The organism is Actinospica durhamensis, assembly GCF_018139695.1.
Lineage (GTDB): Bacteria > Actinomycetota > Actinomycetes > Streptomycetales > Catenulisporaceae > Actinospica > Actinospica durhamensis.
Window position 1 is genome coordinate 1 of sequence record NZ_JAGSOG010000256.1, and the last position, 12479, is coordinate 12479.

10 protein-coding genes and 1 other RNA gene are annotated in these 12479 nt (G+C 67.6%); 4 read left to right on the forward strand and 7 right to left on the reverse strand.

All coding sequences use genetic code 11. The annotated features are described in order from the left end of the window. Positions 1–33: 33 nt before the first annotated feature. On the forward strand, positions 34–990 hold the full coding sequence (locus tag KDL01_RS32735; protein ID WP_212532551.1) for an NADP-dependent oxidoreductase: 957 nt from the start codon (positions 34–36) through the stop codon (positions 988–990). Positions 991–1236: 246 nt separating this feature from the next. Beyond that, positions 1237–1639, forward strand: a transfer-messenger RNA (tmRNA) gene (ssrA, locus tag KDL01_RS32740). Between the two features lie 127 nt (positions 1640–1766). On the opposite strand, the gene KDL01_RS32745 is transcribed toward ssrA, so the two are convergent. The 4 genes from KDL01_RS32745 to KDL01_RS32760 form a co-directional block, all read right to left on the reverse strand. Beyond that, positions 1767–3059 carry a DUF2786 domain-containing protein gene (locus tag KDL01_RS32745; protein WP_212532552.1) on the reverse strand — a complete coding sequence of 431 codons (1293 nt, stop codon included), beginning with the start codon at positions 3057–3059 and terminating at the stop codon, positions 1767–1769. Beyond that, a complete protein-coding gene (locus KDL01_RS32750) occupies positions 3059–3259 on the reverse strand; it encodes a hypothetical protein (RefSeq protein ID WP_212532553.1) in 201 nt (66 codons plus the stop codon). The genes KDL01_RS32745 and KDL01_RS32750 overlap by 1 nt, the downstream gene beginning before the upstream one ends. 426 nt (positions 3260–3685) lie before the next feature. After that, positions 3686–4357: a response regulator gene (locus tag KDL01_RS32755; RefSeq protein ID WP_212532554.1), complete on the reverse strand. Its 672-nt coding sequence runs from the start codon at positions 4355–4357 to the stop codon at positions 3686–3688. Then, positions 4354–5544, reverse strand: a complete 1191-nt coding sequence (locus tag KDL01_RS32760; protein WP_212532555.1) for a sensor histidine kinase — start codon at positions 5542–5544, stop codon at positions 4354–4356. Before KDL01_RS32760 ends, KDL01_RS32755 begins: the two co-directional genes overlap by 4 nt. Positions 5545–5676: 132 nt before the next feature. Here KDL01_RS32760 and KDL01_RS32765 point away from each other — a divergent pair, with 132 nt between their 5' ends. Continuing rightward, positions 5677–6600, forward strand: coding sequence for an ABC transporter ATP-binding protein (locus tag KDL01_RS32765; protein ID WP_212532556.1), 924 nt, complete (start codon positions 5677–5679; stop codon positions 6598–6600). Further along, a complete protein-coding gene (locus KDL01_RS32770) occupies positions 6600–7469 on the forward strand; it encodes a hypothetical protein (protein WP_212532557.1) in 870 nt (289 codons plus the stop codon). The genes KDL01_RS32765 and KDL01_RS32770 overlap by 1 nt, the downstream gene beginning before the upstream one ends. A 212-nt stretch (positions 7470–7681) precedes the next feature. On the opposite strand, the gene KDL01_RS32775 is transcribed toward KDL01_RS32770, so the two are convergent. From KDL01_RS32775 to KDL01_RS32785, 3 genes are all read right to left on the reverse strand, one after another. Beyond that, on the reverse strand, positions 7682–8047 hold the full coding sequence (locus KDL01_RS32775) for a hypothetical protein (protein WP_212532558.1): 366 nt from the start codon (positions 8045–8047) through the stop codon (positions 7682–7684). Continuing rightward, a complete protein-coding gene (locus tag KDL01_RS32780) occupies positions 8040–9647 on the reverse strand; it encodes a tetratricopeptide repeat protein (RefSeq protein ID WP_212532559.1) in 1608 nt (535 codons plus the stop codon). Before KDL01_RS32780 ends, KDL01_RS32775 begins: the two co-directional genes overlap by 8 nt. Positions 9648–9767: 120 nt before the next feature. Then, a complete protein-coding gene (locus KDL01_RS32785; protein ID WP_212532560.1) occupies positions 9768–12332 on the reverse strand; it encodes a CHAT domain-containing protein in 2565 nt (854 codons plus the stop codon). Between the last annotated feature and the right edge of the window lie 147 nt (positions 12333–12479).

The window sequence follows — 12479 nt, forward strand, 5'->3', positions numbered from 1 at the left end:
GCCCCGCCCGCCCCCAAGCGGTTGACTGTGAGCATGAGAGCCATCACGTATGCCACGTATGGGGACGAATCGGTACTCACCCTGGATCCGGACCACGACAACCCCAAGCCCGGCCCCGGCGAACTGCTGGTCCGGGTCAAGGCCGTAGGCGTCAACCCGGTCGACTGGCAGGTCGTCGAGGGCAGGCTGGAAGGCCACATCGACCTGCGCCTGCCCGCGATCCCCGGCTGGGACGTGGCCGGGGTCGTGGAGGCCGGCGGAGGCGGCGTGGAGGAGTTCATGCCGGGCGACGAGGTCTTCAGCTACGCCCGGCTGCCCGTCGTCCAGCAGGGCACGTACGCCGAATTCGTCGTGGTCCCGGAGAAGTACCTCGCGCTGCGCCCGCAGAACGGCAGCTGGGCCCAGACGGGCGGCCTGCCGCTGGCAGGCCTCACCGCTCTGCAGTCGCTCGCCGCGGTGGGCGTGGGCGCCTCGACGGGTGCGAGGGTCGGCGTAGGCGAGATCGTCCTGATCCACGCCGCGGCCGGCGGCGTCGGCTCCGTGGCGGTCCAGATCGCGAAGGCCAAGGGCGCCCGAGTCATCGGCACCGCGTCCCCCCGCAACCACGAATACGTCAGCGAACTCGGCGCAGAGCCGGTCGAGTACGGCCCCGGCCTCGAAGCCCGCCTGCGCGAACTCGCCCCCGACGGCATCGACGCCGTAGCCGACTACATCGGCGGCGACGCCATCGAGCGGTCCGTCGCCCTGGTGAAGGACCCCACGAGGATGGTCTCGGTGGTGAACCCCAAGGTCACCGAGGTCGGCGGCACCTTCGTCTTCACCCAGCCGGACGCGAAGGGCCTGAAGGAACTCGCCCGCCTCGTCGACGAGAAGGAACTCGAGGTCCACGTCCAGCAGGAACTTCCGCTGGAGAAGGCCGCCGAGGCGTTCCAGCTGTCCAAGCAGGGCCGCACCCGCGGCAAGCTCGTCCTAGTCCCCGACCTGCGCTGACGCCCCGCGCCGCAGCCCGCACCGCCCCGACGGCGCCGAGGCCGACACAGCCGCGTCGGCCGCCGCAAGCACGAGCCCCAGCGACCCGAGCGTTCGCCACAAGCAAACAACTGGCTCCGCGCACCCGCCACCAGCTATCCTGGACAAGTCGCGTCCCCCAGACGTCGACCGTTGTTTGAGAACTGCACACGTCGCTTTTCTGCTGACGCTCACGCGTCGGCCGTCCCGTGTGCGGTTCCACCGCCCGGGGGTGAACGGTTTCGACATTGGACGTTGACGCAGGGGAAGCGGGCCGAGGAAGCCGTGATGATCTCGTAAACCAATAACACGGCAAAAAAACAAATGCCAACTCGAAGCAGATGGCCAAGAGCTCGCTCACCCTCGCTGCCTGATCTATTAACTAGTTCAGAGTGAGAGTGTGCACAACGCTCTTTGTCGCCCCAGGATCGCCCCCGACCTGGACGCGGCATCGCTAGGGGGCTCAACCTCATGAGCAGGCTACGGGCGAATGAGGGAAACTTACGTGGCTGGGCTTGTCGGTGACCCGTCCCGGGGATCACCGGAGCCGAGAAAATCGAACGGGACTACGCCCGTAGAAGCCCTGCAGAGCCGCCGATGGACCCGGGTTCGATTCCCGGCACCTCCACAATTCATGACAAGATAGCTCGTTCCGAATCCATCCGGAACGAGCTATTTGTCATGGGTACGCAGCGGTTTCGCGGCTTGAAGCCTGGATGTCGGAACCGCGGTGCCGCTCCGGGGCCCCGGAGCGGTGCTCAGCGAGATCCGGGAATCCGCCTGTTCTCCTGGAGTCTGGCCACATCAGCGGCAGCGCGGCCGGACATCCACCCCTCCATGTCGTACCGGGCGGCGACCCGGTGCTTCTTCGTCTTGCCGAACATCTCATCCACGGCTTGCTCGATCGCCTGGTCGCGGGCTGCGAGGACGGGTAGCAGGCCTGCGTGCCCGGGCTCGGCAGAGGCTTGATGCACCGCCTCGTCCGCCGCGGCGGACAGCCGTTCGCCGATGCGCTGGGCGTAGGACGTGAGGAATGCCGAGCGGAAGACTCGGGTCTTCGACTGGCCGTCGCCGTGGGCCCGCGTGCCGGCTTTCACCAGCGCGGTCATGGCTTGGACGAGGAGAGACGTGTGAAGCAGTTCTACCGCGTCGAGGTCGGCGGGGAAGCCGATGATCGTGGAGAAGCCCAGTTCCTTGTTCCACACCGCCTGGCAGCGGTTCGCTTGTGCGACCACGGTCACCAGCATCGCCTTCGCGGTCTCGTACGGGGCGTCGATGCCGAGGCGACGGCCTCGGGGGGCGTCGGGGGCGTTGCCGGACTCTGCCCAGAGCATGGCGGCGTCGATGCTGTGGCGGGCCATCATCGCCTGCGCGCCGGCGGTGAACGTCTCGGCCTCGGCGGGGTAGTCGGTGGACTCGGCTTTGGACAGGAGCGCGCGGACTCTGCTGAGTATGCGCTGGTTGACAGTTTCGTTGGACGGTGACCCACGGCCATCGGCGCGGGCATCCGCGCCCGAGGGCCGCCGCCGGGCAGTACCGGGAAGCGGGCCGAGCTGCTCGAGCCTCGGAAGGACGGCGAACATCGAGAGCACTTCCAGAACGCACGCGATGCCGGCCTCCCGATCGAGGCCCTCCCGGTCGCGCCACTCCTGCAGGTAGTTTCCCCGGTCCTGCCACCAGACCTGCGCGTTCAACGCCGAGAGCTGTTCCAGCCACCGCTCGTCGACGGTCGCCGTGGTGTAGGCACGCATCTCGGCCGCGATAGTGTCCGTGGCCAGCCGTGCGTGCACGGCCCCGAAACGTCGGTTCGCCATGCGGACGACGTCGGCGGGCTGCCATCCGCGCCGCCACAGTTCCGTGACGTCGCGTTGCAGCCGGGCCGTGATGGTCTGGTCGACGAGGTGTTCCCAGCCCGACGCATTCGGCCGCGCCGTCAGGAGTCGCAAGCAGTGCTCATAGCCGGCTTCGTCGGACCCGTGCAGGGCGTACACCGCTTCGGCCGCCAGCTGCTCGGCCGCGTCCTTGTCGGCGCCAATCGGGTTCGTGCCCATCAGACGATTTTATCCCGGTGCGCGGGCGTGGTCGCATCGCCGCGATCGAGCTTGCGATTGACGCCGTGGCGGTAGTCCTCGACCTCGCGGTGTAGGACTTCCAGGTGGTAGAGGCGACGCTGTGCGGATGCAGTGGCCGGTTCACGGTGGCCGGATGCGTCTCCGCCGCTGCCGAAGGCGTTATAGGAGCTGCCGAGCATGTGATCCGACTCAACTGCCCTATGTTCTACACCTAGCCGCAGACGATGAGATCGACCTTCGACCCCAGACCATGGTGTGAGTAGGCCATCGCCATCTCCACTGGTTTGTATTGATAAGGCCGCATTGCCCCGTTGTGGGTGATGCGGCCTTCGTCGTTCCTCCGCGGCCAGCTCGTTCGCGCTGCCTTGCGCCGCTCGGTCCGGTGTTCGTGCGTGGGCCGCTGGTCCGTTACCCACCCACCCGCCCTGCGCCTGATTTGTGTCTTGGTTGGGCCGCGTCGGCGGCCTCAATCCGTGGGTGGTAGGGCTTTGAGGGTCTCTTCTACGGTGATCTCGATGACGCGCCGGGTGCCGTCGTCGAGATTGTCCTGCAGGACAATGCGGCTTCGTCGTCTTCAGTCGACTCCGTGACGAGTGCCGTGGTGACTAGGCCGGAGATACCAGCCCGGTCTCGTAGGCCGTGATGACCAGGTGGATGCGGTCGCGGGCGCCGAGCTTGGTGAGCAGGTGGGCGACGTGTGTCTTGGCTGTTGCGGGGCTGATGAACAGGTGCGCGGCGATCTCGCCGTTGGACATGCCGCGCGCGACCAGGGTCAGCACCTCGCGTTCCCGCTCCGTGACGTCCGCCAGCCGTCGGTCTCGGCCGGGGTCGCGCTCTGGTGCGGCCGAGTGTCCATGGGTGGCGAATGCGCGGATCAGCCGACGGGTGACGGAGGGAGCGAGCAGCGCGTCTCCGGCCGCAACCACACGGATCGCGGCGATGATGTCGGTCAGGGCCATGTCTTTGACGAGGAATCCGCTGGCCCCGGCGCGCAGCGCGGCGTAGACGTTGTCTTCGTCGTCGAAGGTGGTCAGGATCAATACCCGTACGTCGAGGGTGGCGGCGGCGATCGCGCGGGTGGCCTCGATACCGTCTGTGCCGGGCATGCGGATGTCCATCACGACCACATCCGGGCGCAGTTCGCTCGCCAGTCGTATCGCCTCGACGCCGCTGCCGGCCTCGCCGACTACCGCCAGGTCGGGAAGGTCGGCGAGTGCCATGGTCAGCCCGGCGCGCACCAGCGGCTGGTCATCGACAAGTAGAATCCGGGCGGTCATGCGGGCAGCCTAGCGGTCACCTGGAAGCCTCCCTCCGGCCGCGGCCCGGCGCTGAACAGGCCGCCGAGTAGGGCGACGCGCTCGCGCATCCCGGCAATGCCGAAACCCGCCGCGGTCCGGGCCGGGGTATCGCGAGGTTCGCCGCGGCCCTCGTCGAGGACGTCGATGACCAGTTCGGCCGGTCGGAACTCGACGTGCACCAGACATTGCCGGGCGGTGGAATGGCGCACGACGTTGGTCACCGCTTCCTGGATGATGCGGAACGCGGCGAGGTCGACCTCGGGCGGCAACGGGCGGCGCGCGCCGTTCCAGGCCACTTGCACCTCGACCCCTGCCGCAGCGGACCGGTCGGCCAGCCGAGGCAGGGCCTCAAGCCCCACCGCGGGCTCGGTGGTGGAGTACTCGTCGGCCTCGGCCCGGCGCAGCGAGACCAGCATCCGGCGCAATCCGGCCAGGGTTTCCCTGCTGGTGACCTCGATAACGGACAGCGCGGTGCGTGCGTGCTCGGGCCGGGTGTCGAGGATCAATCCGGCGGCCCCGGCTTGGATCGCTATGACACCGATGTCGTGTGCCACCTGGTCGTGCAGTTCGCGGGCGATCCGGAGGCGTTCGGCTGTTACCGCCTGAGCGGCGGCCTGGATGCGGAGCGCTTCGGCGTAGGCACCGTGCTGCCTGACGGAGTTGCCGATCGACCACGCGGCCAAAATAACCGAGGCCAGTGGTACGGCGGAGATCTGGAACGGCGGCTTGCCTTGGATGTTCGAGCATTGGATCTCGGCGACCTGCGCGGCCAGTGCGAGAGTGGCAGCCAGGATGCTGATCCTGCGGGGCCGGACCGCCGCGAGATAGAGCAGCAGCGCGTCCATGGCAGCCAGGACCAGCAGCCATTCCCAGGGGGTATGCGACGTGAAGACGACGGCCGCGGCGGATTCGACCAGCAGGAGGCAGAAGGCCGACACCGGCCGGCGCAGGGCCGCGCCGACGGGCGCTGCAAGGAGCAAGGACAGCGCGACCCATAGGCTCGGGGACAGATCGCGGCTCACAGGATGGCCGTTCGGCACCTGAAGGAAGACCCGCCCGAGACAGATGGCTGTCGCGTACAGCCCGGCCGCACCCCACAGCAGGACGTTCCAAACATACCGAGGAATCTGCTTGAGCAGCGGGGGACGCGGAAATGCTTGCTCCACCTGTGGATCGTAACCGGGGCTGGGGAGCTCGCGCGTCCGCCTGGAAGCGTACGCCCGCCGGGTCAAGAGCGACGGCGTCAGATCGGCCGACGGCCGGACGCGCCGCCACCCGGTTCCCGGGAGCCTTGAGACGTGATCGAAATCGACCAGCTCACGAAGCGGTATCGCAAGGTCCTCGCTGTGGACCAGCTCACTTTCACCGTGCGGCCCGGGCAGGTCACCGGGTTCCTGGGGCCCAACGGCTCAGGCAAGAGCACGACGCTACGCATGGTCCTCGGCCTGGCCAGGCCCACCGGCGGCGCCGCCACCATCGGCGGTCTGCCGTTTCAGCAGTACGGCACCGGACTGCGGCATGTCGGGGCCTTGCTGGACGCGGGTGATCTGCACAAGGGCCGTACCGCGCAGACACATCTGGCGGGCCTGGCGCGCAGTAACGGGCTGCCGCGGCGGCGGGTGCGCGAGGTACTTGAACAGGTCGGCCTGGCCGAGGTGGCCGGGCGGCGGATCGGCGGGTTCTCGCTGGGCATGCGGCAGCGGCTCGGTATCGCCGGAGCGGTGTTGGGTGACCCACCGGTGCTGATATTCGACGAGCCGATCAACGGCCTGGATCCGGAAGGCATCCGGTGGGCGCGCGAACTGTTCCGGGGGCTGGCCGCGGAAGGCCGGACCGTGCTCGTGTCCAGCCACATCATGAGCGAGATGGAGAACACCGCGGATCACCTGGTCGTGATCGGCGGTGGCAGGTTGATCGCGGACGAGCCGCTGGCCGAGTTCGCAGCCAGGGCCACTACGGCTCGGGTGATCGTCCGCGCCCCCGACCCGGCCGCGTTGGCTGCGGTTCTACGTGAAGCGGAACCCGCGGCCGACGTCGTGGTGGATGGCGCGGAGGCGCTGACCGTGACCGGCTTCAGCGCCGTGCGGATCAATGAACTGGCATTCGGTCATCGGGTCCGCGTGTATGAGGTCACTGCGCGCGGCGGGTCGTTGGAGGAGGCGTTCATGGACATGACAGCAGGCAGCGTCCAGTTCCGGACAGCCGATATCGGAGGGGCATGATGAGCAGCAGCACCATGTCGCCGAACGAGGCGGCCGTAGAAGGCAGCCGCGCGCAGGCGACGGCGCCACGGTGGCGGGATCTGGTGGCGGCGGAGTGGCTCAAATTCCGGTCGCTTCGCTCGACCTTCGTGGTGCTGGCCGGGGCGATCGGGGCGGCATTCTTTCTCTCCTATGGCTCCGCGAAGCAGAGCGCCGCCGGCTGGCCTGGAGTCGGCGGCTGGATGCGGCAAGGCATCGAGCCCGCGCACGACGCCTTCTTCCCGCCGGGGTTCTACGCCGTGATGATCGTGATCAGCACGGTCGGCGCCCAGACCATCGTCTCCGAGTACGCGAGCGGGCTCATCCGCACCACGCTCATCGCAGTGCCCAGACGCGGGCGCGTGATGCTCGCCAAGGCTGCCGTCGTCGCCGGCGCCCTCACCGTCGTGGGCGCCATCGTCACGGCCGGATGCTGGCAGATCACCCTCACCGAGTACTCAAACCGGATTACCCTGTACGGCTGGACTACGCCCGGCATGCCGCGCGTGTTCGTCGCGACCGTGATCATGTTCCCGTTGGTGGGCCTGATCGGCCTCGCCATCGGCATGCTCGTCCGACACACCGCGGTCACGATTTTCGCGCTGCTGGTCAGCTTCTGGGTCATGCCAGTCGGCATCTCATCGGTCGATGACATCCTGGGTACGCACATCTTCACTCACGTCGCCAACGTTCTGCCCGAGAACGCTTGGCTGCTGCTGACCACTGTCGGCAGCCCGAACAACATCGTCGGCGGACACCCGTCGATCACCGGGGCGTGGATCTCCTACACGGCCTGGGCCCTCGCAGCGATCGCGGTCATCGCCTTCGCCCCCCGGCTACGGGACGTGTAGGCGATCCGTCACGGGCTTCACGTGAACAGGGGCAGAGGGTTTGAGTAGGTCATCGCAAGTTCCACCAGTTTGTACCGCTAAGGTTGTATCGCCCTTTATGGGTGGTGCGGCCTTTGGCGTTCCTCCGCCGCCGGCTCATTGGCCCTGCCTCGGGCCGCTCGGCCGGTGCCCATGCGTGGGCTGCGTTGGCGGCTGGCGAGCGGCCAGCAGCCCTATTCCGTGGGTGGTAGGGCTTTGAGGGTTTCTTCGACAGTGATCTCGATGACGCGCCGGGTGCCGTCGTCGAGGGTGCGGGTCTCGCTGATGTGGGTGCTGACTCGGCGGGTGAGGGTGTCGGCCTGGAGGGGTTTGTCGTGGGTGGTGCGGTGTTCGCGGCAGTAGTTCCAGGCGAATTCGGCTGCTTGCAGGATGAGCGCGGCGAGGGCTATCGGGTCGGTGTACTGGATGGGTTCGCCCTCGTGCTTGCTGTTGGCGCGAGAGTAGAGGGCGGCCTCGACGTCGGCGTGTAGCTGCGGCCCGTAAGTGGGTGCGAGACGCTCGGCAGTGGCGCGGCTGGCGGTGAGGACGGGGTCAGACATCGTCGTCTCCTTGGTCTTCTTGCTCGGGCGTGGTGGCGTAGATGCGCACGGCGTCGGGCAGCGGGTTGCCGGTGACCTCGCGCCAGACCTCGGCGAGGACGTCAGTGCCGAGTTCCGTAGTCCAGTGGCGTAGGTCGGTAGGCCCTGTGCCGGTGGAGGGGTGCGGGATCTGATCGAACAGGGAGACACAGCGCACGGCTTCGGCGAGGGCTCGGCGTGTATCGCCGCGCTCAGCGGCGAGACGCCCGAGTTGAGCGTGCGTGAGGGCTGTGCCGGGGCGATCGCCAAGTTCTTCGCCGGTGGTGAGCGATTTACGGTACCAGTCTTCGGCTTCGTCGAGTCGGCCTCGCTGTTGCGCGACCATGCCGAGTTGGTGGGAGGTGGTGGCCGTGGCGGTGCGGTTGCCTAGTTCTTGGCTGGTGGTGAGGGATTTGTGGTACCAGTCTTCGGCTTCGTCGAGTCTGCCGCGGTTGTGCGCGAGCATCCCGAGTTGGTGGTAGGTGGAGGTGGCGCCGGCGTGGTTGCCGAGTTCCTCTTTGATGGTGAGGGATTTGCGGTACCAGTCTTCGGCTTCGTCGAGTCGGCCTCGCTGTTGCGCGACCATGCCGAGTTGATGGGAGGTGGTGGCCGTGCCGGGGCGGTTGTCGAACTCTTCGCTGGTGGTAAGGGATTTGAGGTACCAGTCTTCGGCTTCGTCGAGTCTGCCGCGGTCGTGTGCGACCATCCCGAGTTGGTGGTAGGTGGTGGCTGCGTCAGGGTGGTTGCCGAGTTCCTCTTTGATGGTGAGGGATTTGTGGTACCAGTCTTCGGCTTCGTCGAGTCTGCCGCGGTCGTGTGCGACCATCCCGAGTTGGTGGTAGGTGGAGGCAATGTCGGTGCGGTTGCCTAGTTCTTGGCTGGTGGTGAGGGATTTGCGGTACCAGTCTTCGGCTTCGTTAAGTCGGCCGCGGTCGTGCGCGAGCATCCCGAGTTGGTGGTAGGTGGTGGCTGCGTCAGGGTGGTTGCCGAGTTCCTCTTTGATGGTGAGGGATTTGTGGTACCAGTCTTCGGCTTCGTCGAGTCTGCCGCGGTCGTGTGCGACTATCCCGAGTTGGTGGTAGGTGGTGGCCGTGCCGGGACGGTCGCCTAGTTCTTCGCAGATGGTGAGGGATTTGCGGTACCAGTCTTCGGCTTCGTCGAGTCGGCCCCGCTCCTGCGCGACCATCCCGAGTTGGTGGTAGGTGGAGGCGGCGCCGGTGCGGTTGCCTAGTTCTTCGCAGATGGTGAGGGATTTGCGGTACCAGTCTTCGGCTTCGTCGAGTCGGCCGCGGTCGTGCGCGACGGTCCCGAGTTGGTGGTAGGTGGTGGCGGCGTCAGGGCGGTTGCCGAGTTCCTCCTTGATGGTGAGGGATTTGCGGTACCAGTCCTCGGCCTCATCAAGCTGGCGCCGTGCTTGCGCAATCTGCCCGAGCTGGTGGTAGGTGACAGCGATATTTATTTGGTTCTGCGGTTGCGGGGCTTGGCGAAGTTGGGCGGCGAGGATGGCGCGGTAGGTGCGTTCGGCCACGTCGAGCAGCCCGGCTTGAGTGCGCTGACTGGCTTCTGCGCCGACCAGGAACAACCACAGGCCTCCAGCGGGGGAGTCCAGTTCGGGCGCAGTGCCGTCCGGGTCCTCGAGAAGCGTGCGGGCGCGCTCGACCCAGCCACGTGACTCGGCGTTGAGGCCGCGCAGATCCCAGTATCAGACGAGGGGTTCGGCGATTTCCGCGGCCTCGGTCCACTGTGCGTGGTCGAGAGCGTGGCCGAGTTGGGCACCGAGGTTGCGGCGCTGCCATTCGAGGATCGCCATCGCCGTGCCCACGCCGGTGCCCTGTAGTTGCTGGCTGAGCCAGCCGCCGAGTACTGCGTGCGCGGCGAGCAGGGCCTCGGCGGACTGCTCGCGCTGTTGCTCGTATGTACCGGGGTATCGGTTCTGCCAATGCGCAGCGAGGTAGGCCGGCAGCGCGGGGTGGATCTCGTACATGCCCGCGCCGATCGGATCAAGCAGCCCCAGCCCGGCCGCACGCTCAAGCGTGCCGCGCCAATTCTCGACATTGAACCCACTGAACTGCTCGGGCGTAGCGCTGTGTTCGGAAAACCAGGCGAGGACGTCCTCGTCCGCGACGCCATGCAGCAATGCGAGGACGGTCAGGGCGTCTTGCTGTTCGGGGGTGAGATGGCGGATCGAGGCTGCGATGGAGCCGGCCAGCGAGGAGTGCCGGTCTGCCAGTTCCAGGCCGGTAGTCGGATTCGACGGTGGGGTGAGGCCGCGCAGTGTGCCGAGTAGCGTGCTCGGGTTGGTGTGTTCGAGTTGTGGGAGGGTCAGGCGCATGCTCAGGGGGTGGCCGTCGAGCCAGGTCAGCAGTTCCCCGAACGCCTTGTCTTTGCGGCGGGTGCGTGCTGCGGGGTAGGGGGCGAGGAGCAGGTCGGTGTACTCGGCGGCGTCCGCTCTACTCAACCCGCCGACCGTGATGCGTCGGGTGGCCGGGCCGAGCCAGGTCTCGGGGGTGCGGCTGGTGATTACGATGGCGCCGGTGCCGCGTTCGCGGACGCGGGTGAGGAACGCGGTGATCTGTGCCTGTTCAGCTGGGTCGAGGGTGGGTGTGGCGCCGGTGGAGTCGGGCATGGTGACCGCTGATTCGAAGTTGTCCCAGATCAGCAGGACTCGGTGCTCTTCGAGGATCTGCAGGAGGGCTTCGCGGCGCTGTTCTTCGTCCAGGAGCGCGAAGTCGGGGCCTGCCAGGTGTAGGCCGGCTGCGGTGACGGCGCCGTCGAGGCCGAAGGAGGCGACGCCCGGTTCGAAGGAATACCACACGATCCAGCCGGGCGAGCCGACTCCGCCGGTATCGCGCCACCAGCGCGCGAATGCCTTGGCCAACTCAGTCTTCCCAGTGCCCCCGGGCCCGTGCACCACCACTACATGCTGCAGACGCGCGGCGGTGTCCAGGCGGTAGAGGGGTCCGTCACGTCCGACGAACAACCCGCCGAACGCGGCGAGGTCGCGCTCTACGTGCGCGGCGCCGCCTGCGGGCAGGGCGGTGGCCGCACCGCCGCGTACACGCTGCATGATCGTGGCAAGCGGGGCGTTGCCTGGTGACACGGGTTGGCTGCGCAGGCTGGGGAAGGACAGGTCGGTGCGGGCGTAGTGGACCGGAATGACCCAGTCCGCCAGCTCCAGTCTTCCCTTCGCGCTTGGGCGTCGGTTCTCCACCGCGAGGTGGCGGCGGGCTGCGGCGACGGCGCGGGTGACGGTGTCGCCGGCGAAAAGGTGCTCGTAGAAGATCGCCATGAACTCCGCGGCGGCGACGGCGTAGACGCTGTAGGCCATGGCCACCACGCTCACCGCCCCACCGGTCAGGAGCCGGGTGGCGATCCCGGCTTCGAGTTCCCCGCCCACTTGACCGGACTGGCAGGCGTTGAGCACCACCAGCGGCACCTTGCCCGCAGCGAGTACCTGGCCGACGGTCTCGGCGGCGACGTACTCCGCACCTCCCTGCGCATCCTCGAAGGACAACACCCCGCGCCGAGTCGCCGCGAACCGAAGTGGATCGGGGGTTCCGCCGCCGCTCGCGCTCGGTGCGGCGGTGAACGCGCCGTGGCCGTCGAAGTGCACCACCTGGAACGGTGTGCCCTGCGCTGCGGCCGCTTCCACGACCTGCTCGAACCGGCGCAGCGTCGGCGGGCGCAGGACGGTGAGTTCCACGGACCCGCGCAGGCCGGACAACAAGGGCAGGATCCGGCGGGCGACCATCTGGTACCCGACATCCTGCTCGCCCTCGGGACGGGCGATGACCATCAGTACACGCAGACGCTCGTCTGTGGTCCGGAATCGAGAACCCGGGGCCTGAGAGGGAAGCATCCGGGTGAGCGCGACACCGGACAGTGCCATCGGAGAGGTAAGTGCTGGATCGCACATCAGCTCCCACGGCAAGCCCAGCACCGCTGGATCTGCCGCGCGTACCACCACTTCGCCCAGCTCACCTCGCGCCCGCGCCTCCAGGTACGCCTCGCGCGCGGCGCCCTGGCCGAATACGGACGCAAACAGTGCTTGGCCGAGCGGCTTGAGCGACTCGTGGATCCTCTGCCCGCGCTCCTCGTACACGGCGAACGGCGCGCGCAGGTAGTCCTCCAGATACCACCGCACGTCCTCCAACGCCTTGCCGTCGAGCGGATTGCTCCACTCCATCGGCTCTGTGCGTTCGCCGAACGGGGCGCCGTCCACCTGCACCGACACACCCACCCGGCCGTCAGCACCGAAATCCAGCACCAGACGATCCATCGACCCACGAGGTTGTCCCGAGTCTCGTGGATCTTCGGTGACGGTCTGGGTTGATTCTATGCGGCGCGCAGTTGCTTGACGGGCTTGTCGGCGTGCTCCGTCCGGGTGGTTTCTTCGAGTGCTGTGATCAGGGCG

Excerpts from the sequence above, each read along its gene's own strand:
- KDL01_RS32735 (WP_212532551.1), top strand. The coding sequence starts at position 34 with ATGAGAGCCATCACGTATGCCACGTATGGGGACGAATCGGTACTCACC.
- KDL01_RS32745 (WP_212532552.1), bottom strand. The coding sequence starts at position 3,059 with ATGGGCACGAACCCGATTGGCGCCGACAAGGACGCGGCCGAGCAGCTG.
- KDL01_RS32750 (WP_212532553.1), bottom strand. The coding sequence starts at position 3,259 with ATGCTCGGCAGCTCCTATAACGCCTTCGGCAGCGGCGGAGACGCATCC.
- KDL01_RS32755 (WP_212532554.1), bottom strand. The coding sequence starts at position 4,357 with ATGACCGCCCGGATTCTACTTGTCGATGACCAGCCGCTGGTGCGCGCC.
- KDL01_RS32770 (WP_212532557.1), top strand. The coding sequence starts at position 6,600 with ATGAGCAGCAGCACCATGTCGCCGAACGAGGCGGCCGTAGAAGGCAGC.
- KDL01_RS32775 (WP_212532558.1), bottom strand. The coding sequence starts at position 8,047 with ATGTCTGACCCCGTCCTCACCGCCAGCCGCGCCACTGCCGAGCGTCTC.